This is a genomic window from Thiocapsa sp., from assembly GCF_018399035.1.
Classification (GTDB): Bacteria; Pseudomonadota; Gammaproteobacteria; order Chromatiales; family Chromatiaceae; genus Thiocapsa.
The window spans coordinates 3,992,809-4,012,308 of the sequence record NZ_CP073760.1 but is presented as its reverse complement, the minus strand read 5'-3'; the positions used below and the strand labels follow the sequence as shown (position 1 = coordinate 4,012,308).

Sequence of the window (19,500 nt, the reverse complement as noted above, 5' to 3'; positions counted from 1 at the left end):
CGGAGGGCTCGCGCTCGCCCGCGATGTCTTGGATGCCTAACCCATCTTTAACACGGCCGGGGCCGATTTCGTGCCGGCATGCAATCTATCCCATTGATCCATATGTACACGGCAGCCTCGCCCTGAAAAGTAGTGCCATATTATTTCGGCCTGACCCTAGGCACCCGGCAGCGCATGGGCATGTACATCCGTCGCACGCATACCCGCAACAGCGCCACCGGCGAGCGCTACCACACCCACCGCCTGGTGCGCTCCACGCGGGTCGGCGGCAAGGTCCGCCAGATCACCCTCTTGAACCTCGGGCGCCATTTCGCGGTGCCGCCGGCCGAGTGGCCGACGCTGTGCGTGCGCCTGGAGGAGTTGCTCGCTGGTCAGGGCGTGCTGCTGGAGGGGACACTCTCGCCCCCGGTGGAGCGCGAGGCCCAGCGCCTCGGCGCCCAACTGCTGGCCCGGCAGCCGGTCACGACTCCCGCACCGTCGCCGACACCCGAAGCGCCCGTACCGGACGCGGCGCCGAGCCCGGCGGCACCGGCCGAGGTCGACACCATCGAGGTGGACTCGCTGATCTTCAGCCGCCCGCGCTCGGTCGGGGTGGAGTCGGTCGGGCTGTGGGCGATGGCGCAGCTGGAGTTCGCCACCCTGCTCGAGACCTTGGGCCTGAACGCGCCCGAGCGCACCGCGATCCTCGGGGCGATCATCGCCCGGATGGCCGCACCGGGCTCCGAGCGCGCCACCCGGCGCTGGTTGGTCGAGACCAGCGGGTTGGGTGAACTGCTGGACGTCGACTTCGAGGCCATGAACCTGATGCGCTTCCATCGCGCCTCCGATGCCCTGCTGCGCCACCGCGCGAGCATCGAGGAGACGCTGTTCGCCCGGGTCAGCGAATTCTTCGGCCTGGATTGGACGGTCACGCTCTACGATCTGACCAACACCTTCTTCGAAGGCGAGGCGGCGGGCAATCCCCGGGCCAAGCACGGCCATTCCAAGGAGAAACGCAGCGACTGCCCGCTCGTGACCCTGGGCCTGGTGCTCGATGCCAGCGGCTTTGTGCGCCGCTCCGAGGTCTTCGACGGCAACGTGGTGGAGGGCACGACCTTGGAGGGCATGCTCGTCGGGTTGGGCGCCCCCGCGGGCGCCCCGCGGGCGCCCTGGTGGTGATGGACCGCGGTATCGCCACCGAGGAGAACCTGGTGTGGCTGCGCGCGCAGGGCTATCGCTATCTGGTGGTGAGCCGGGAGCGTCAACGCCAATTCGATGCGGACGCGGCGATCGCGATCCAGACCGCCGGCGGGGATCCCGTCGCCGTGCAGCGCGTCCTCGACGCCGAGGGCGGGGAGGTTCGCCTCTACTGTTGTTCCGAGCGCCGGGCACACAAGGAAGAAGGCATCGCCGAGCGGTTTTGCACGCGCTTCGAGGCGGCCCTGCAGGCCCTGCACGAGGGACTGGCGCGCCCGCGCACCACCAAGCGCATCGCCAAGCTGTTGGAGCGCATCGGGCGGTTGAAGGAGAAGAGTCACGGCGTCGGGCAGCATTACACCATCACCATCGAGCCGGACGCCGGCGGGGTCAATGCCCAAGCCATCCGCTGGGAACGCCGACCGGTCGACGGCACTCTCCTGACGCACCCCGGGGTCTATTGCCTGCGCACCAACGAGCCGACGTGGGATTCGGAGCAGCTGTGGCGGATCGACGTCATGCTCACCGACCTGGAGGCGGTCTTCCGCTCCTTGAAGTCGGAGCTGGGTCTGCGCCCGGTCTACCATCAGACCGCGGAGCGGGCCGAGGGACACCTGTTCATCACCGTGCTGGCCTATCAGTTCGTCCAGATCATCCGGCGGCGCCTGCAGGCACACGGCATCACCGAGCTGTGGTCCAGCCTGCGCGCGATCCTCGCCGGCCAATGCCGGGTCACCGCCACCTTCCGCCGTCCCGACGGGCGCGCCCTGCATGTGCGCAAGGCCACCCAACCCGAACCGGCGCAGCTGGCGATCATCCGGGCACTGGGCAGCGACCCCACCCCGGGAGGTGTGCATAAAATGATTGTCTGATCCCGCATCCCGAAGAAGGGCATGTGTGTAGTGCCACTCACCCACTTCTTCGTTTGGCGTAAGCCAATGAAAGGAAAGTCCGTCGTTTGCTAAGGACAGTCAAAGCACAACAGCAGAGCAGAGAGCGATCCCATGCCACCAAACCCTATACGGAAACCGAGAGCGCAGGCAGATGCCGTACCGCTTTCACGCACCTTGAGCGCGGATGTCCCCCTTGCTCGAGACGACGCACTCCGGCGTGCGGTCGCCCGCCGCTGCAACGCTGGCCGGCAGACCTTCGCCACACGACCCGGGGGGAGCTGAGCCATGGCCCGCTTCGAACCCTGTCATGGCAAGAACGCCTGCCGCGACAATGGCGAACGCTGTCTGACGTGTGGCCGAGAATCGAGCGAGATCGCCCGTTTACGGGCATGCGTCGACGAGCTGGCCAACCTGGCGATGGAACAGGGTTACGACAACAGCGAGGAGTTCGCCGCCTACGTCGCTCGCAAGCTGTTCAAGACCATCGCCCATCGCCGGGAACAGCTGCAATGAGCGGGCTCCTGATCGATCCCGACGACACCCGCTTCCGCCTAGGTGCGCAGACGATGGATCATGTTCATGGCGAGTTCATCGCCTTGATCAACGCCATGGCCGAGGCCGATCAAGCCCGCTTCCTCGAGATGTTCGAACACCTCGTCGACCACACCGTGGCGCATTTCGACCAGGAAGATCGGTGGATGATCGAGACTCGGTTTCCGGCGCTGCAGGAACATCGCAGCGATCATCGGCGTGTGCTGAGCGATCTCGGAGCCATCGGTCGACGCTCGACCCGGGGCAAACTGGCCATGGGCCGAGCCTATGTGCGCGATTACTTGCCGGCTTGGTTCGCAGTGCATGCCGTGACCATGGACAGCGCCCTGGCCGCACATCTGAATGCGAACCCGGGCTCCTGATCGGTGAGCACGACACCGACCCAGCGCGCTTCGGCGCTCGACAAACGCAAGCTGCCGGTCTGTGCCAGCGCTGCTTTGGCGGATCGTCAGCATCGCATCATCCCCGTGCTGTTCAAGCACGAGCCGCAGAGCGCCATCGTGTTGCGACACGGCGGCCAGGTCTACGCCTACTTGAATCAGTGCGTGCACATGGTGCGGCGCCTGGACTGCATGCACGACACGGTCTTCGATGCAGAGCACGAGCACCTGCGCTGCTCCATGCACGGCATCGTCTACGACCCGGTCACGGGTGAATCCTTGAGTGTGTTGTGCTCGGGCGAGCGACTCGAGGCGTTGCGGTCCATGGAGATCGACGGTCAGGTCTACCTCGTCGACAAACGCGTGACGGGCCTGCCCTGACTTGGGCGCGTTTCGATCTCGCCGGCGACTGCATGCGCCGGGCGCATCGGATGCCGCAGGCCCATGTCCGGCGCCGGCGGCCACCCTGGACCCGGGTCGCTTCGCCGGGCTCCTCATCGTTGCTCGGGCTCGTCGGGCACACAGCGCCCCTGCCGACACCGGCCTTCCAGCATGCGATCGCGCGACACCATAAAACGGCACGCGGCGCGGTCCGGCCGCTCGCCGTTCGCATCGCGACAGGCGCACACATCCGGGGCCTTCTGCAGGCAACCCAGGCAATACTCCTCGTCGTCGGTGCTCCGACAGATCCGATCCGTCGGGCAGCGCCGGTGTCCGGGTGGGCATGGCGTGGCGCAGGCCGGAAGGAACTGCACCATCGGGATCGTCCAGGCGGTCCAGGGCGGCATGCTCCAGCGACCGGCATGCCAACGCACCAGGGTGTCGCGCAGCTCCATCCGATCGCAGAAGGTCTCGGTGTCCGACTCCAGCGTGCGGGTGCAGCGCACGCCCGGCAGGTCGGCCGTGGGCATCGCCAGGACGACACGCTGCCGACACTCGTCGCGTTCGAGACAGGTCGGGTCGCGCGGGATCTGCCCGCTCTCCAGGATCACCGTGCCCTGGATGCGCAGGTCGCCCGAGAGTGTGCTCCACGCTGGAGACGACACGTGCGGAGGGGTCCGGTCGAGCTCGGCGAACACGGCACTCCAGTCCCGCGAGGAGCGCACGAGACGCGGCGGTGCGCAGCCGTCCGCCGTCGTGTCGGGCGCACCCTCGCGCGGCACCAGACCCGGCGGCAGCGTCGGGAAGCGCTCCAGGAGCCGCTCGGGGTCGGTGTCCGCGGCGCAGGCCGCCGGGTCATCTTCGTCACAGGGGCCGAGGACCTGCACCACCCAGCGCCCGTCCCGGCGCTGCAGGAGGGCGGTGACGTCCTCGTAGCGGCGCGCCCCGTCGCGCGATCGCGGGGCGGCCTCGATCCAGGCCCAGCCCGCGCGCACCCGCAGCACCGCGACGACGAAGACCAGATCCGGCCCCGTCAGGTGCGTCAGCTCCGCGCGCAACGCATCCAGGATCGCGCCCCGCTCCGGGCTGCCGGGCGGCGGGGTGGTGATCGTCTCGCGCGTGGCCGGCGTCGCCGCGTGACTCGCCATGCAGCACCCCAGCAGGATCAGGATCAGGGCGTCGCCGATCCGGGCGCGTGTCGGGTTCATCCTCGTGTCCTCGCTGCAATGAGATGACGAGGCCCGCGCGAGCGCATGACCGCGCGCACTCAAAGCCCCATGATTTCCCGCAGCTCCACGCTGCCGGGCACCTGGCAGTAGATCATGTCGGGATCACGATCTCGCGCATGCGCCGATGGAAGGGGAACCAGCGCGCGGCCTCCTGCGGATCGGACGGGATCTCCAGATAGAGGTTCTGCACGTCGATGCACAGCAGCGCCGTCTCGGCCGGGTCCAGCACCAGGTCCTCGGGCTCGGGTGCCTGCGCGTAGTAGAAGGAGCGATAGGCGGACTTCCAGCGCATCGGGGTTCTCCGGGTGATGGGACAGGCGGGTGGATCGCGCGGCCGAGCCCGACACGGACGAGTCAACGGCGCCGATGATCCCCGCGAGTGCAGCGTAACCGGCTCGACCCGGCCGTGATCCGCGGCATTCGAGACGTCTCATGGGCGATTGCGCTGCCGGACGAGACGATCCGATCCGGGTCAACAGGCCGACTCCGGCCATCCGGGAAACCCTGTCCGGGTAGGACGCAAGGGCTCCCGGCAGGTTGCGGATTCGACCACGCGCCGACGCACCGGCATCGACGCATGAGCAATCAGTCTACGCCGGCGTGGATCGATCGCCAGCGGGGTTTGGCCCGAGCCCAATGCGCATGTACCGCACGGTGGCAAGGATTGAGCCGGCCGCGCACGGGAAGCGCCGACGTTCCAGTCGGGCAAGGCAATGACGCCTCCACCGGGACGCCGAACCGGGCGGTGTCGGCCAAGAGCGGTCGTTGCGCCGCACCGGGCTGTTCCGGCAAGCCGCGAAAGCGATTGACGCCGCGACAGGCGATCCGCTCGGTGGCATTGTGCTCGGTGCCGATCCGCTCCACCCTTGCCGGCGTGTCGAGTCGATCGCGCCGACGCTCGGCGGACAACCGAACCGTTTCAACCAACAGCACCCCCGGGGGACCACGATGCCTTCACTGTTCGACCCGATCCGGATGGGCGATCTCGCCCTGCCCAACCGCATCGTCATGGCACCGCTGACGCGCAACCGCGCCGTCGGTCTGAAGCCGGACGAGTTGACGGTCACCTACTACCGGCAGCGCGCAACCGCCGGTCTGATCATCACCGAAGCGACCCAAATCAGCCCCCTGGGACAGGGCTATCTGGATACTCCCGGCATCTACAGCGCCGAGCAGGTGGCCGCCTGGCGCAAGGTCACGGATGCGGTGCACGCCGCGGGCGGGCTGATCTTCATGCAACTCTGGCACGTCGGACGTATCTCCCATACCTCCCTGTTGCCGGACGGCGAGGTTCCCGTCTCGTCGACGAACCGCCGGCCCAACGCCATGACGTTTGCGCCCGAGGGATTCGTCGAGGTCTCCGAACCGCGCGCACTGCGCGACGAGGAGATCCCCGGGCTGATCCAGGACTACCGGCACGCCGCCGACCACGCACGCGCCGCCGGGTTCGACGGGGTCGAAGTCCACGCCGCCAACAACTACCTGCTCGAGCAGTTCCTGCGAGACAGCGTCAACGACCGCGCAGGCCCCTATGGCGGCAGCATCGCCAACCGCGTGCGTCTTGTCGTGGAGGTCATGCAGGCCGTGGCCGACGCGATCGGCGCCGGGCGCACCGGTATCCGCCTCAGCCCAATGACCACGTTCAACGACACCCCGCGCGACAGTGATCCACAAACGCTTTACAACCATCTCGTCGATCAACTGGCCCCGCTCGGACTGGCCTACGTGCACGTCATCCAAGGTGAAACCGGCGGACCCCGCGAACCCGAAGACGCCGAGCGCCCGTTCGACTACGAGGCCCTGCACGAGCGATTCAAGGGCTGCTGGATGATCAACAACGGCTATGGGAAGGACGACGCGGAACAGGCCCTCGCGCAGGGTCGGGCCGACCTCGTGGCCTTCGGCCGCCCCTTTATCGCCAACCCCGACCTGGTTCGCCGATTGCGCGAGAATGCACCGCTCAATGCGCTGCAGGAAGACAAGTTGTATGGGGGCGGTGCGGAGGGCTATACCGACTACCCCGGGTTGAGCGATCTCTAGACCTTGCGCGAGAGACCGGCGACCGGCATCGATTGTGCCGGCTCTTTAAAACGCTTGGTCGGGGATCGTCGTCTTTGCGGCAATCAACACACCTGCTCCGCCCCGTACCGAACACGTCGGACGCCTGCTGCGGAGCCCGCGCTCCGTCGCATCACTGCACTGGAGCAACCCCGGCATGACGATCGAGGACATCACGACGCAGCTCGAAACCCACGAGCGCACCTTCCCCTAGGCAGCCGTTCGGGCCGCCATGGCGCAACGCGAGGCGATGACGCCGCTTCTCCTGGAGTGCCTGCAGGCGACGGCCGATGATCCGCACAAGGTCGCGCAGACCGACGGCGCCATGCTCCACATGTACGCGATGTACCTGCTGACGCAGTTTCGGGAGCGTGCCGCCTACCCGATGCTGGTGAAGCTGTTCTCCACGCCGGGCGAGGTGTGTTTCGACGTGGCCGGTGACGCCGACAGAAAAGGTCCGATCGAGGACACCGTGTCCGAGATGAGCTGGTGGGCCTGCTTCAGGGAGGATGACCGCAAGGCGGCGCATCCGGCCCCTTCGATCCGCGCCATGCGCGTCTCGCCCCGCCGTCACATCTCGTTCGCACAGGGCGCCGGACCGACCGCGCCGAATCCTTCGTGGAACGCGACAGTTCCCCGCGGCAGCGTCCCTTCGAAGGACACTGCGAAGAAGACCTCCGGCGGGATGCCCTCGAGGACGAGCTGCGGGCAGTTCTCGAACCCGAACCTTCGGTAGTACTCCGGATGCCCCACCAGGCAGCAGCCGCGCGCCTGCATGCCCTTGAGCCGCGACAAGCCTTCACGCACCAGGGCTTGGCCGATGCCTCGGCGCTGAACCTGCGGCAAGACCGACACCGGGCCGAGTCCGTACCAATCCCCCGTACCGTCCGACAAGGTCACGGGCGAGAAGGCGATGTGGCCGACGACACGGCCATCGACGATCGCGACGAGCGAGAGGGCGAGTGCCTCGGCGGCGCGGAGCGCGTCGATGATGAAGTGTTCGGTCTGGTTGCTGATCTCCAGGTCGCGAAACGCCGCGATCGTCACCTCGGCGATCGCGGCGATATCGTCGCTTGTCTCGTTCCTGATCTCGATGTCCGACGTCATGTTCGCGTTCTCCGCTGCTCGGAACCCACCGGACTTCGTCCTACGCAAGCGCCCGCGATCTGGCTTACCTGTTCGGTGGCGTCGCCTTGGTGGACGTGGTCGGCGGCTGGAATGCCTGTGGCTCGCAGTATCCGGTCACGGTCATCGGTTTGTCGATCCGGGATGGCATCCTGTGCTGCCGACGCTTTTCGCCACCCCGTCGTCCGGCACGCCGCCAGGGCTCCGACCGCCCGGTGATCGACACTCGTCATGATGGTCAAGCAGACCGGGGCGGTGTCGGCTCGATCCTGGTTGCGGACAGCCCGACCTGGTATCGGGGTGACCGGATCCCATCCCAGAGCCGCCGCGTCGACGTCCGTAATTTGGAGCAACCTCAAGAGAGCGGATGCTGCTCTCGTCTTACAAGGGGCACGATCGCGCACACACGGCGACCTCTGTTGACTGCGTCAGCGGCAAGAAATGCCCCGCTTCAAAGACTCACTCGACGGCGGCGACCGGTGAGAACGATCACCAGCCAGCGAACTCAGATTGCATCGCGATGCGATAGCCGATCGCCCGATAGCCCTGTTGCCGTCGAGCCCACATTCGCAGCAATGTTGGATGGCCGGTGTCGACGAAGTCGATGATGCGGACGTCGGTCTTCGATGCGTGCTCCCGATGCAGTCGGCCGGCGTATTGCTGCAAGCTTCCCTTCCAGGAGATCGGCATTGCCAAGACCAAGGTGTCGAGCGGTGGGTGGTCGAACCCCTCTCCGACAAGTTTTCCGATGGCCAGCACCACCCTTGGCGCCTCTGGCGGGAGTGCATTGAGCTGCGCAATCGTCTCGGATCGATGCCGACGCGGCATTCGGCCATGCAGGACAAAAGGCGCTGGTGCAATGCCGTCCAAAGCCTTGCGCAGAGACGACAAATGGTCGGCTCGCTCGGTCAGCACCAGGATCTTACGTCCCTGTTGAAAGCGTTCGAGAACGGTGGCTGCGATGGCCCGGGTGCGCGTCCCGTCCATCGCCAGTTGGCGGAAGATTCCGTGAATGGCGACATCCGCCGGCAGCTCGATCGGTGTCTGCAGCTCGTGGGGGATGACCGCGAGGTCGTGTGGAGCATCGGGCGGCGTGGCGGCCGTGTGCCGCAGCGGTCCACACTGCATGAAGATGATGGGATCCTGCCCGTCGCGGCGTGTCGGTGTTGCGCTCAGTCCCAGGACATATCGGGCTCTGACGCGCTTCAGGATCGCCTCGAAGGATCGTGCGCTGATGTGGTGGCACTCATCGACGATCACCTGGCCGTAGTCCTCGACGAGCGACTTGATCTCGCCCCTGTGCGAAAGGGATTGCATCACCGCGATGTCGATCTGACCGCTGGGCTTGGTCTTGCCGCCACCGATGATGCCAACCCGATCGCGTCCGACGTCCAGGAACGCCAGCAGACGCTCATGCCATTGCTCGAGCAGGTCCGTGCGGTTCACCAGAATCAGCGAATTGACTCCCCGCCGGGCGATGAGCGCCGCGGCCACGACGGTTTTACCGAAGGCGGTCGGGGCGCTGAGCACACCCGTCTCATGCTTCAACATGGCCGTGACGGCGGCTTCCTGATCGGTGCGCAGCTCGCCCTGGAAGTGCAATGCGATTGCGTGTCCAGCAAACCGCTCGTCATGCAGGTCCGCCTGGATCCCGTTGTCACTCAGAAGCTCCAGCGCGGCATCCAGGCAGCCGCGCGGCAGCGCCAGATGCTGCGGGTAGCTCTCGGCGCAGCCGATCACCCGAGGTTTGCCCCAAACCGACAGGCGCATCGCCTGCAACCGATAGAAATCCGGATTCTGGAAGGCGGCAAGCCGGATCAGGCGGTTCGCGAGCGGCTGTGGTAGCTGTGCTCTTTCGAGGTAGACGCCGTTGGCCAGCGTGATCCCAATCCGCTTCGGTAAAGGACCAGGGAGCCTCTTGCTCGGCGGCTTTGGAGGCTTCCATGGCCGCGCCAGATCCTCCTCGTCGATGAAGCTCACATCCAGTGGCTGAGCACCGCCGACCGCCTTCAGAATCGTCGGCTCGATGTCCCCATATGTCGCACGGAGGCGAGGAAGGTCCACTGGTCTGCATAGGCGCACCAGTCGCGGTCGACGAAGAGACTGCGCTGTTGCGCGCGCGGCGCCTTCTGCAAGGGCAAGGCGATCAGGTTGCCGAAGCCACCTTTGGGCAGCCGGTCCTGATTGGGAAAGAGCCGGTCGTAGGAGCTCAGCCTGAGCTGTCGGGTCCTCGCGCACGTGTGGCTGATGAGGGCGGCGCCGAGCCGTCGGACATCGCTCGCCGGAACGCCATCGGCGAAGAAGATCCAGGCGTGTGCGCCTTCACCCGAGCGGGAAATCTCAAGCGCGACCGGGACGCCAAGCGCATCGCATGACTGCGCAAATGCCAGTGCGTCCTGTCGCCATTCCGCCTCGTCGAAATCGACCGCGAGGAAATGGCAGCGATCATCCTCGAGCAGGGGGTAGACGCCGATCGTGTGCTTGCCCGCCAGATGGCCGTAGATGACGGTATCGGTCAGTGGGAGGAGTTGGCGATGGCTGCAATCGGAGCACTTGATGTTTCGTTTGTCGCAGATGCCTTCTCGCCACTCGTTCGCGCAGGCGGGTGTGTATCCGGAGTGACCACTTTTCTTGCTTTCCCAGCGGACCGGATAGACATCGTCGCGACCGCGGAAGAGGCGTCGAAACAGGGCCACTTTCTCGGCGGTCGAGAGCGGTGATTGCTCCTGCTCGGACTCTGTCCGCCTGGACTCGGGCGATTGGCGCCACTCGATGCCGTGGGCTTCGAGAAGCGCGATCAGGCGCGCGTTCTCGGCCTGAAGCACGGCAATCTCGTCCAAGTCACGCATCGGGATGAAAATCCGTGCCAAGGCATTCCAGCGCCCCTCCAGCGTCAACACGCGTCAGTACACGGGCTTTCCGAGTCTGAGAACAGGTGCCGTAGACGTGAGCCATGACTGGATCGACAGGCTTCGATTGGACTTCTATCGGATGGACAAAGCAGACCCTCAGATCAGGGCGATCTGGCTCTGCAGGAACCCGGCGACGCCTGGCAGCCCCTGGCGTCGCATCGTGTCGATGAAGGTCTCCGCCGTGAGCGGTGGATTCTTGAGTGCCGCACGCTGGAGCTTCGCCGCCGTCGTCACAACCGCCGGATCGAGATCGGCCAAATCGAGGATGAAGTCGTCGGGATGACGCACATCGATGTCAAAGTCGGCGAGCGCCTCCCGTGGAAAATCTCGGAGATTCATCGTGACGATGACCTGGGCACCGGACCGGATGGCGGCCGCCAGCACATGCCGGTCGTTCGGATCGGGAAGGAAAAGCTGGTCGATCAAGCCCCCGTAGCCCGTGACCAGGCAATCCGGAACGGCCTGGTTGATGAGCGTCATCGTCCGTTGCAGCTTGGCCTCGTCGAGCTCGGGCCGGTGTCGCAGCAGGGCCGTCAACCATTCGTGCTGGATCTCCTCCGTCCAGCGGGCGTGAAAACGCCGCGTCTGAGCCAGCCGGATCATCAAATCCCGCAGCGGCGCCGGGTAAAACAGGCACGCATCGTAGATGACCGTGAAGCTCGCCACCTAATACCCCAGACCCAATTCCTGAGCCTGGGCCGCAAGCTCATCTGCGGCATCGGCAGTCTGTTGATCGAGCCCTTCGCGATAGGCCATCAGATCGGAAAAACGGACACGACGATGCCGACCGACCTTGTAGAAGGGAATGGCGCCGCCCTCCAATTGCTTGACCAGGAAGGGGCGGGAGACATTGAGCAGATCGGCAGCCTGCTGGGTCGTCAGCTCCGCATGAATCGGAACCAGTGACACCGCGTTCCCCTGCGCCATCTGATTCAGGATGTCGACCAGCATGTGAATCGCCGAGACGGGCACTGTCACATCGGTCTCGCCATCGATCAGCCGCAGCCGAGCCGACTCGCCTCGCCCAATGCACGCGGCCAGCAAACGGCTACTCTCCAGTGCCAACGACGCCTCGGCCTCCGTTGGCATCCGCACCCCGGGGTAAACCGGTGCAGCATGACTCATCGCTCGGTTCCTCTGTTCAATCACTTGAGGCGAAGTATAGTGCAATCTCGCCCACAATCGAAACATTCGAAACGCTGCGATCCACCCAGCTGCGCGTGGCCCAGGTTTCCCGACCTCGCGCCTGCAGCCCGCGAGTTCTCAGGCGCTTCAGAGACTGCAATATGACGTCAAGCGAACGCAGACCTGGACTCACTGACCGACCGCTCCTGGGGCCCAGCCGTCGCTCACACCAGCAACTCGACTGACAGCACTCAAGGAAAGATCGGCGTGCATATCGGCATGCTGCGTGTCGCCCGCACGCCCGACCAACTCGCCGCCGTCATCGCCCATGAGATCGCGCATGTGCTGGCGGACCACTCCAACGAGTGCTTGACCCAAGAGCTCGCGGACCAGGGTGGGCTGATGCTGGTGGATCTGTTCGCCGAGGAGCCGGGGAGTCGCAAGCACGAGGTGCTGCGCGGGGCGCTGGGTCTCGGCGCCGAGTAGGGGCTGCTGCTGCCCTACAGTCGAACCCACGAGCGCTAGGCCGATCGCATCGGCCGCGATCTGATGGCGCAAGCCGGCTTCGATCCCGTGCCGGCGTTGCGCTCTGGCGGAACATGGCCGCCGCCGGCGGGGGTCAGCCGTTGGCCTTCCTCTCCCCCCTCCCACGACACGCGCATGGAGGAGCTGGACACGGGCATGGAGCAGACCGTCGAGATCTATCGGCAGGCCCGTGCCGCGGGGCGTGCGCCCGCGTGCTCGCCGCCGTGAGGAGGACGTCGGGTGACGCGCGCCGAGTTAGTCGTCCCGGAGGGCATCCAGAGCCACGAGGATCCGCGGCTCGGAACCTGGCGCTACCTCCGGGGAGCGGTGGATCGCCCCGCCGGCCGCGTTGTCCTGCCAGGCGTTGCCCTTGAGCAGCAGGATGTCGAAGGGCCGGGCTTGGCCGCTTGCAGGGGCGCCCGCAGCACTGCCGGGCAGACCCCGCGGGTCGATCCCCGGATCGTCGAGCCATTCCGTTCCCGGGCCGCACCAAGTGCAAAGCAGCCGGATGCCGGTGCGGTCGACATGCCAGCCGGGACACATGGCGCGCTCCAGACGCTCGATGCGCATACCTTGGAGTCCGCCCCTAATGTGTCGTCGCTCATCGTCCATGACTCGCGCCGACACATTCCGGATGAGTTCGCATCTCAACGGGCGCCAGCATTCCACAACCACTGTTGGTCGTGGCGCTTGGAGTTCTTCGCCCTCCATGCACATCGACGGGCCTACCGCCCGCAGCCATTGCCAGGATATTTCGAGCGGCATTGGAATCTCGATCGTTCACCGCACCGCAGTCCGGGCATGTCCATACCCTGACCTTGAGCGGCATGTCGGCCTGATACGCACCGCACTCCGAGCACGTCTTGCTCGTCGGCGCGAATCGGTCGGCGAGGACGATGGTCCTGCCGTAAAACTGCGCTTTGTATTCGAGCTGTCGGCGGATCTCGCCGAACCCCGCATCCAGGATCGAGCGGTTCAGCCCGGCCTTCTGAGCGACCTTCTTGCCGGGCGCCTCGGCGGTTCCCTTTGCGCTTGCGGTCATGCCGCGCACATTCAGGTCTTCGAGCGCGATCACGCCATGTTCGCGGATCAATCCGGTCGTCAGTTTGTGCTGATGGTCCGAGCGAGTGTCGGCGACACGGGCATGAATGCGGGCAACCCGTTTCACCTGCTTACGCCAGCGGTTGGAGCCCTTGCGCTTGCGGGACAGCCGCCGTTGCGCGAGCTTCAGCCGACGCCGATAGCGCTTCAGGTGGCGCGGATTCCCGGATTTGCGCCCGTCGCTGGTCACGACGATGTCGTTGACGCCGAGATCGACGCCGACGCCGGACGTGCTCGCAGGCAACGGCTCAATGTGCTCCTCGACCATAAAGGACACGAACCAGCGTCCGCACGCATCGACGCGCACCGTGACCATCTTGGGCGCGCCGCCCGGGACGCGCGACCACCGGATGTCGAGCGCGCCGAGACCGGGCAGCTTCAGCAGCTCGCCGGCCCGGTAGACGTTCATGACGCTGCGCTGATCGATCTGATAGCGAATCGACGCCGCCGCGCGTCGCTTCTTGAAGCGCGGGTAACGGGCGCGCTTGGCGAAGAAGTTCGCAAAGGCGCGGTCTTGGTCGCGCAGGGTTTGCGCGAACACGGTTGCAGGCACGTCGCGCAACCACGCATACGGCTCCAATGTTTTGAGCCACGTCAGCTCGCGCGAGAAGTCCACGCCGGTGACGCGTTCGCCGTCAATCTTGTAGGCCGCCGAGCGCCACGCCAATGCCGTGTTCCAAACCCAGCGCGCAGCACCGAAACACTGCCCGAGCGTTTTGGCTTGGGCCTCTGTCGGATAACAACGAAATTGGTGCGAACGCTGGTTCATGTGTGCTATCGTACTGTTTACGTAAATATAAAGCAATACAGCCATGCCGAAAGTTCCACTGAATGTCCGCGTCGATCCCGCGTTGATCGAATTACTCAAGGCGCAAGCCAAACTTGAGAACCGCACGCTCAGCAACATGGTCGTCACTGCACTGAAGCGCTACCTGGAACGAGGCTCGCTGCGCTCGAAGGATGGCGGGGCGGACAACCCTTGATGGCCTTCGCGCCCTCTGCTCCGCACGCTACGCAATCGGGCTGGGGGGGCGTCGTTCATCCATGAACTCCTTCGATGTGCTCGCAGCCGAGCAGGTCGCCGTAGAGTTCCAGCAGGAAGGCGAGCTCGCGTATGAGCGCCGGATGCGCGAACGTCGGCGCAAGCGGCAGAGCCTCGATGTCGGGTACGCCACCGGCGGAGAGCCGGACGACCGCCCGCAGGCCGGACACTCCGCTCGCGTGGAGGTGCGCGAGTGCGCCGTGCATGTTCGGTCTGCCGGGGGGTGAGTGGACACAGATCTGGATCTCCGGCACGAAGATCCGGGTCAGGTCCGCCAGGGTATCGGCCCGTTGCACGGCGTCGGTTGGGCTGCCGAGCCCGAGCGGCGCGTCGCTCGGGATCACGGACTGCACGCTCATGGCTGACACCTCCAGGCCAAACGGTCGAATCCGGGCGATGCCGGATGGCGGTCGCCCCTGTCGGGATCGGCGAGGGTCGCGAGGGTCGCGAGGATCCGTTTGGCGGCTCGGACAGGATACGCGGAGGCGATCCTTCGCTCTTGCACCGCGGGTCGCGGCAACCGCAAGGGCTCGGCCGAAGCACTGCGCACGATGTTATTGCGTTGCATTTCCAGACGTAAACCCCGCAGCGAACCGGGTTTCATGCGCGCGCTTCTCGTCAGTACGGTTGCAACAGGTGTCCTCCTGCTCGGTTTGATGGGCGCCCACACCGCGACACCTCCGCCCGGCGCCTCGTCCGCGCTGGATCGCACACCCGCTGCACGGCACGCCGGCCCGAACGCGTTGCCGGTGATGGGCCGCTCCGCCGAAGCGGAGAGCGCCTCATGAGCGCCCGGGGCGAGCACGCCGAGCATCCCGGGAGGTCGCTGCCGGGGCCCGACAGCCAAGACGCCGTCTTCAGCGCCGAGCTGTTCGACCCGGCCGGGGAGCTGTGCATCCTGCATCGCGGCCGACTGTACCGGCTGCGCGTGGCCGGCGCCGGTCACCTCGAGCTCGTCGGGCCGAAAGAATCCTCGCGGACAGCCCGTGTCTCCTGACGGATCGACGTTCTCCGCAGCGATGCCCGAATGCGGCGCAGCTCGTATGGGGGATTACGGGGCGCCGACGCGATCGCACCGCTTGACGCGATCCGAATGCCAAGACCGTCGGCGCGAGCGTCACTGACACCCCGACGCGGTCCGGTTCCACCACGACGCTGCGCCGGCCCCACGGAAAGAATCGGCCGTTCGCTCCTCGATAAATCGCTCTCGGCAATCGATTGATATAAATCACTCGTCTTGAACGATGATCGCCATCGCAAAAAACGACTTCTTGTGTTCATCGGCGATCGCTAATATAGCGTCAACCTCATGCGAGGGATGACGCAACAACGGCCTTGATCATAGTCCCGTTGCGCCAGGCTTTGCCTGGCGCAACGGAGTTATGACCAATGCCCGTAGCAACCACTGAACTCCGGAAGATCGCCCCATGATCATGATCAACGAGACCATGACCGCCCCCGCCATGCCGCGGCTGAACGAGCCGGCCCCGGCCTTCGATGCCCCGACCACCCATGGCCGCAAGACCCTGGAAGACTACCGCGGCAAGTGGCTGGTGCTCTTCACGCATCCGGCCGACTTCACCCCGGCGTGCACCACCGAGCTCATGGGCTTCGCCCGCCGCCATGCCGATTTCCAGGCACTCGACTGCGATCTGCTCGGCCTCTCCATCGACAGCCACTACAGCCACGTCGCCTGGGTGCGCAACATCAAGGAGAAGTTCGACGTGGAGATCGGTTTTCCGATCATCGCCGACCTCTCCATGCAGGTCGCCAAGGCCTACGGCATGATTCAGCCCGGGGCGAGCGATACCTCGGCAGTGCGCGCGACCTTCGTGATCGATCCGCAAGGCGTGCTGCGGGCCATGCTCTACTATCCGATGAGCAACGGCCGCTCGATCGACGAGATCCTGCGTCTGGTGAAGGCCATGCAGACCTCCGACGCCTACAAGGTGGCCACACCCGAGAACTGGCAGCCGGGCGAGCAGGTCATCGTCCCGCCGCCGGGCAGCTTGGACGAGGCGAACGCACGGGTCGCGAGCGGCGAGTACGACTGCGTGGAATGGTACTTCTGCAAGACGAACGCACGGGTCGCGGGCGGCGAGTACGACTGCGTGGACTGGTACTTCTGCAAGAAATCGCTCTGAGCCTGCGCATCGGGCTGGAATGACGCGCACAGCCCCGGCCGACAGGTCGGGGCTGTTGCGTTCGGGCGGTGAAGCCGCGAACAGGGTATCGCCGCATTGGCGAACGAACTCTTCGTTGATGAAGGCCAGCTGCGGCCATTCCGGGGGGTGTACCACAGACACACCTCGCCGAGCAGGCGCAACGTCTTGGGCTGCCCGGACCATGACGATCGGCGCGTTCCCCGGCAACATCCCAAGTCCGTCACCGTCGCTCGGGGCACCTCGAGGCCCTCCCGCCGAGGCTCGGAAATGGCAACAGTCCGGTGAGGAAGGTCGGGGGCTGCCCGTCAATCACGGCTGGGCTTACGCATCATCACTGCACGGCGGTTCCGCCAAGGGCAGGCGGACGTGGAAACAGGTTCCGACTCCGATCTCGCTTTGCACGTCGATCCGTCCGCGATGCTGCTCAATGATCGAATAGCAGATGGACAGACCGAGCCCGGTGCCCTGCCCGATCGGCGAGCGGGTATAGAAGGGATCGAAGATCCTGAGGAGGTCCGCCGCGTGGATGCCGACCCCGGTGTCGCTGATCTGCACCGAAACCTCGTCGCCCTTTTGGTCGACCTCGATGGTGAGCCGGCCGCCCGCAGGCATGGCCGCAATGGCATTGAGAAAGAGATTGATGAACGCCTGCTCGAGCAGACTCGGCACACCGCGCGCCCACAACGGCCGATCGCCGACCTGCATCTCGACCTCGATACGCGCGATCTGCGCCTGATGGCTCACGACCGAAAGGGCCTGCTTCAGCAGGGCAAGCGGCTCCACCAGGGTCATCTTCTCCATCCCGATCAGGGTTCCGTCCTCGCTCGACATGGGCGCGATGGTCCAGGATACGGCGAGCCCCTCACCCGATGCCGTGCTCAGCGTCCACTCCTCGCTCAGACTGCCCGGCAACACCGTCGCCCGGGACAAGGCCATCTCGACCTCCGGGCGTTCCGTCTCCGGAAAGAGCTCCGAGAATCCGCGGTGCATCACGACGTCCGCCGGGTAGCCGGTCAAGCGTGCGGCCGCGCGATCGAGCGGCCGCGGATGATCGGGATCGCCCGCGACCGTTTCAATCCAGTGATCGGATATCGTCATCGATGGCTCCAACAAAATTGTAGGGTGGCCATGGATCGGTCAAGAGCCCCGTCCCGCGCAGACTCGACGCGTCCTGCCGCAGACATTCGACAAAGTGTTCGCCCTGCGCACGCGGAACCAGGAAATACAACGAGAGCAACGATCGTCCGTCGATCTGCCCAAGCTCCTCGCGGACCTCTCGAAAGCACCCGGCCACCCGACCCTCGATGAGGCACCAGCCAGAGCGGCAGGGCTCCAAGGCAGCGACTAGCGCGCACCCATCCTCCACCCACCTACACCCACCTACACCCACCTACACCCAAACCAGACGACCGGTAGAGCGCAGCGAAACCCATCCTCCAAACCGCCGCCTTGCCGGGTTTCGGTCCGATGCGCTTGGCGCGGGCTGGATGGGTTTCGCTGACGCTCTGTCGGTGCCGGGAGTGGGGCGTTGGAGCGGGGAGGATCGGGTTTGGTTGACGGGGATGGTTTCCGGCAGCTCGGTTTGTTCAGCGCATTCGAAAGGGTGTCGCTGATGTGCTCGACCGACGGACAACGGAGATAGAAGTCACGCTGATCGCTTCCGCCGGCGTACACCCATGCCGTCAGTCCGTGCGTGACGGCGAACTGCACCGCTTCCTCGATCAAGGCCCGCCCCAACCCGTAGCGACGCCATTCAGGCGCGACGAAGACGCTCAGATGCGCATTGCGCGGTCGCTCGCAAAACGGTTTGAACCAACGCACCAAGCTCCAGCCGAGGATCTCGAATTCCGAGCGCGCCAAGAAGCACAGCGCCTGCTTCGGATGCTCGCGAAGAACGGCAAGCATGTGGGAGTCGCCGGTGCCGTCGGTGAGAATGCGCAGGCGATGGCGCTCCGATGACGTCAGCGCCGACAAAGGCTTTTCCTCGATCCGGACTTCGTATGTCGCGGGCGATCCTTCCGACGTGTGGACCGAGCCATCCGGACGTGTTGCGCCGTAGGGTTCCGGATCCCGGCACGCGACACGATCCCCGTCAGGCTGATCGCCCTGTTTTCCGCCGGACGAGACAGGGCCGCTCTCGGTGGGGCAACGCATCGGTTTCGGGGGCGGGCAGTCCGTCGATGCGAGGCCGGCGACAGGACGGCGAGCAGGATATACAATGTTGATGATAGGCATTGGAATCCGCCGGATTCAAAACAAGTTCCGTAAAGAGGTGTGACGAGGAGCGTGCCGCGAGCGCCGATGCCCGATCGGTAGCCGAGATCCAGGTGCAATGCCGCGATCCCGGCGCGGGTCCGCGCACCGGTCGACGGCACTCTCCTGACGCACCCCGGGGTCTATTGCCTGCGCACCAACGAGCCGACGTGGAATTCCGAGCAGCTGTGGCGGATCGACGTCATGCTCACCGACCTGGATGCGGTGTTCCGCTCCTTGAAGTCGGAGCTGGGTCTGCGCCCGGTCTACCATCAGACCGCGGAGCGGGCCGAGGGACACCTGTTCATCACCGTGCTGGCCTATCAGTTCGTCCAGATCATCCGGCGGCGCCTGCAGGCACACGGCATCACCGAGCTGTGGTCCAGCCTGCGCGCGATCCTCGCCGGCCAATGCCGGGGCACCGCCACCTTCCGCCGTCCCGACGGGCGCGCCCTGCATGTGCGCAAGGCCACCCAACCCGAACCGGCGCAGCTGGCGATCATCCGGGCACTGGGCAGCGACCCCACCCCGGGAGGTGTGCATAAAATGATTGTCTGATCCCGCATCCCGAAGAATGGCATGT

At 65.6% G+C, this 19,500-nt stretch carries 26 protein-coding genes and 1 pseudogene; 13 read left to right on the top strand and 14 right to left on the bottom strand.

Annotated elements, in window-relative coordinates; translation table 11 throughout:
• Nucleotides 1-132: 132 nt before the first annotated feature.
• From KFB96_RS26970 to KFB96_RS18295, 5 genes are all read left to right on the top strand, one after another.
• Nucleotides 133-1,158: an RNA polymerase subunit sigma gene (locus tag KFB96_RS26970; protein ID WP_300970441.1), complete on the top strand. Its 1,026-nt coding sequence runs from the start codon at nt 133-135 to the stop codon at nt 1,156-1,158.
• Nucleotides 1,158-2,048 carry a transposase gene (locus tag KFB96_RS26965; protein WP_300970440.1) on the top strand — a complete coding sequence of 297 codons (891 nt, stop codon included), beginning with the start codon at nt 1,158-1,160 and terminating at the stop codon, nt 2,046-2,048. Before KFB96_RS26970 ends, KFB96_RS26965 begins: the two co-directional genes overlap by 1 nt.
• A 306-nt stretch (nt 2,049-2,354) precedes the next feature.
• A complete protein-coding gene (locus KFB96_RS18305; protein WP_213460311.1) occupies nt 2,355-2,582 on the top strand; it encodes a hypothetical protein in 228 nt (75 codons plus the stop codon).
• Nucleotides 2,579-2,983, top strand: coding sequence for a hemerythrin domain-containing protein (locus KFB96_RS18300; protein WP_213460309.1), 405 nt, complete (start codon nt 2,579-2,581; stop codon nt 2,981-2,983). Before KFB96_RS18305 ends, KFB96_RS18300 begins: the two co-directional genes overlap by 4 nt.
• Nucleotides 2,984-2,986: 3 nt before the next feature.
• Complete coding sequence (locus KFB96_RS18295; RefSeq protein ID WP_213460307.1) at nt 2,987-3,382, top strand: Rieske 2Fe-2S domain-containing protein; 396 nt, start codon at nt 2,987-2,989, stop codon at nt 3,380-3,382.
• A 113-nt stretch (nt 3,383-3,495) separates the two neighbouring features.
• Here the strand turns inward: KFB96_RS18295 and KFB96_RS18290 are convergent, their stop codons facing one another.
• From KFB96_RS18290 to KFB96_RS18280, 3 genes are all read right to left on the bottom strand, one after another.
• Nucleotides 3,496-4,590, bottom strand: a complete 1,095-nt coding sequence (locus KFB96_RS18290) for a hypothetical protein (RefSeq protein WP_213460305.1) — start codon at nt 4,588-4,590, stop codon at nt 3,496-3,498.
• Between the two features lie 112 nt (nt 4,591-4,702).
• Nucleotides 4,703-4,903, bottom strand: a complete 201-nt coding sequence (locus tag KFB96_RS18285; protein ID WP_213460303.1) for a hypothetical protein — start codon at nt 4,901-4,903, stop codon at nt 4,703-4,705.
• Nucleotides 4,904-5,196: 293 nt separating this feature from the next.
• On the bottom strand, nt 5,197-5,538 hold the full coding sequence (locus tag KFB96_RS18280) for a hypothetical protein (RefSeq protein WP_213460301.1): 342 nt from the start codon (nt 5,536-5,538) through the stop codon (nt 5,197-5,199).
• Nucleotides 5,539-5,559: 21 nt separating this feature from the next.
• Here KFB96_RS18280 and KFB96_RS18275 point away from each other — a divergent pair, with 21 nt between their 5' ends.
• Together KFB96_RS18275 and KFB96_RS27660 are read left to right on the top strand one after the other, a co-directional pair.
• Nucleotides 5,560-6,651, top strand: coding sequence for an alkene reductase (locus KFB96_RS18275; RefSeq protein ID WP_213460299.1), 1,092 nt, complete (start codon nt 5,560-5,562; stop codon nt 6,649-6,651).
• Nucleotides 6,652-6,901: 250 nt separating this feature from the next.
• A pseudogene (locus tag KFB96_RS27660) lies at nt 6,902-7,051 on the top strand (DUF1186 domain-containing protein); the annotation flags it as partial.
• A gap of 188 nt (nt 7,052-7,239) precedes the next feature.
• Here KFB96_RS27660 and KFB96_RS18265 read toward each other — a convergent pair.
• From KFB96_RS18265 to KFB96_RS18250, 5 genes are all read right to left on the bottom strand, one after another.
• Nucleotides 7,240-7,776 (bottom strand): GNAT family N-acetyltransferase, encoded by a 537-nt coding sequence (locus KFB96_RS18265; RefSeq protein ID WP_213460297.1) that lies wholly within the window; start codon nt 7,774-7,776, stop codon nt 7,240-7,242.
• A gap of 507 nt (nt 7,777-8,283) precedes the next feature.
• Nucleotides 8,284-9,858, bottom strand: coding sequence for a DEAD/DEAH box helicase (locus KFB96_RS18260; protein ID WP_300970439.1), 1,575 nt, complete (start codon nt 9,856-9,858; stop codon nt 8,284-8,286).
• The gene (locus KFB96_RS26960) at nt 9,804-10,694 is read right to left on the bottom strand and encodes a DNA primase small subunit domain-containing protein (protein ID WP_300970438.1); all 891 of its coding nucleotides are present in this window, start codon (nt 10,692-10,694) and stop codon (nt 9,804-9,806) included. Before KFB96_RS26960 ends, KFB96_RS18260 begins: the two co-directional genes overlap by 55 nt.
• A 108-nt stretch (nt 10,695-10,802) precedes the next feature.
• Entirely contained in the window at nt 10,803-11,372 is a 570-nt protein-coding gene (locus tag KFB96_RS18255) for a PIN domain-containing protein (protein ID WP_213460295.1), read from the bottom strand.
• Complete coding sequence (locus tag KFB96_RS18250; RefSeq protein WP_007193390.1) at nt 11,373-11,831, bottom strand: helix-turn-helix domain-containing protein; 459 nt, start codon at nt 11,829-11,831, stop codon at nt 11,373-11,375.
• Between the two features lie 183 nt (nt 11,832-12,014).
• Here KFB96_RS18250 and KFB96_RS18245 point away from each other — a divergent pair, with 183 nt between their 5' ends.
• The gene (locus tag KFB96_RS18245; RefSeq protein ID WP_366931566.1) at nt 12,015-12,317 is read left to right on the top strand and encodes a M48 family metalloprotease; all 303 of its coding nucleotides are present in this window, start codon (nt 12,015-12,017) and stop codon (nt 12,315-12,317) included.
• Nucleotides 12,318-12,611: 294 nt separating this feature from the next.
• Here KFB96_RS18245 and KFB96_RS18240 read toward each other — a convergent pair whose 3' ends face one another.
• Both KFB96_RS18240 and KFB96_RS18235 read right to left on the bottom strand, forming a co-directional pair.
• Nucleotides 12,612-12,926, bottom strand: a complete 315-nt coding sequence (locus KFB96_RS18240) for a DUF1826 domain-containing protein (RefSeq protein ID WP_213460291.1) — start codon at nt 12,924-12,926, stop codon at nt 12,612-12,614.
• A 31-nt stretch (nt 12,927-12,957) separates the two neighbouring features.
• Entirely contained in the window at nt 12,958-14,226 is a 1,269-nt protein-coding gene (locus KFB96_RS18235; RefSeq protein WP_213501480.1) for an RNA-guided endonuclease TnpB family protein, read from the bottom strand.
• Nucleotides 14,227-14,269: 43 nt separating this feature from the next.
• Here KFB96_RS18235 and KFB96_RS18230 point away from each other — a divergent pair, with 43 nt between their 5' ends.
• Nucleotides 14,270-14,440, top strand: coding sequence for a YlcI/YnfO family protein (locus KFB96_RS18230; protein ID WP_213460289.1), 171 nt, complete (start codon nt 14,270-14,272; stop codon nt 14,438-14,440).
• A gap of 55 nt (nt 14,441-14,495) precedes the next feature.
• Here the strand turns inward: KFB96_RS18230 and KFB96_RS18225 are convergent, their stop codons facing one another.
• Nucleotides 14,496-14,858 carry a hypothetical protein gene (locus KFB96_RS18225; protein WP_213460287.1) on the bottom strand — a complete coding sequence of 121 codons (363 nt, stop codon included), beginning with the start codon at nt 14,856-14,858 and terminating at the stop codon, nt 14,496-14,498.
• Nucleotides 14,859-15,101: 243 nt separating this feature from the next.
• Here KFB96_RS18225 and KFB96_RS18220 point away from each other — a divergent pair, with 243 nt between their 5' ends.
• From KFB96_RS18220 to KFB96_RS18210, 3 genes are all read left to right on the top strand, one after another.
• Nucleotides 15,102-15,287: a hypothetical protein gene (locus KFB96_RS18220; RefSeq protein WP_213460285.1), complete on the top strand. Its 186-nt coding sequence runs from the start codon at nt 15,102-15,104 to the stop codon at nt 15,285-15,287.
• Nucleotides 15,284-15,496: a hemin uptake protein HemP gene (gene hemP, locus KFB96_RS18215; RefSeq protein WP_213460283.1), complete on the top strand. Its 213-nt coding sequence runs from the start codon at nt 15,284-15,286 to the stop codon at nt 15,494-15,496. The genes KFB96_RS18220 and hemP overlap by 4 nt, the downstream gene beginning before the upstream one ends.
• Nucleotides 15,497-15,932: 436 nt before the next feature.
• The gene (locus KFB96_RS18210) at nt 15,933-16,643 is read left to right on the top strand and encodes a peroxiredoxin (protein ID WP_300971728.1); all 711 of its coding nucleotides are present in this window, start codon (nt 15,933-15,935) and stop codon (nt 16,641-16,643) included.
• 342 nt (nt 16,644-16,985) lie between these two features.
• On the opposite strand, the gene KFB96_RS18205 is transcribed toward KFB96_RS18210, so the two are convergent.
• The 3 genes from KFB96_RS18205 to KFB96_RS18195 form a co-directional block, all read right to left on the bottom strand.
• Nucleotides 16,986-17,762: a PAS domain-containing sensor histidine kinase gene (locus KFB96_RS18205; protein ID WP_213501479.1), complete on the bottom strand. Its 777-nt coding sequence runs from the start codon at nt 17,760-17,762 to the stop codon at nt 16,986-16,988.
• A complete protein-coding gene (locus KFB96_RS27655; RefSeq protein ID WP_213460279.1) occupies nt 17,737-17,958 on the bottom strand; it encodes a GvpL/GvpF family gas vesicle protein in 222 nt (73 codons plus the stop codon). The genes KFB96_RS18205 and KFB96_RS27655 overlap by 26 nt, the downstream gene beginning before the upstream one ends.
• An 86-nt stretch (nt 17,959-18,044) precedes the next feature.
• Nucleotides 18,045-18,638, bottom strand: coding sequence for a GNAT family N-acetyltransferase (locus KFB96_RS18195; protein WP_213460277.1), 594 nt, complete (start codon nt 18,636-18,638; stop codon nt 18,045-18,047).
• Nucleotides 18,639-19,121: 483 nt separating this feature from the next.
• On the opposite strand from KFB96_RS18195, the gene KFB96_RS18190 reads away from it, so the two are divergent.
• Nucleotides 19,122-19,475: a hypothetical protein gene (locus KFB96_RS18190; RefSeq protein ID WP_300970437.1), complete on the top strand. Its 354-nt coding sequence runs from the start codon at nt 19,122-19,124 to the stop codon at nt 19,473-19,475.
• The last annotated feature ends 25 nt before the right edge of the window (nt 19,476-19,500 follow it).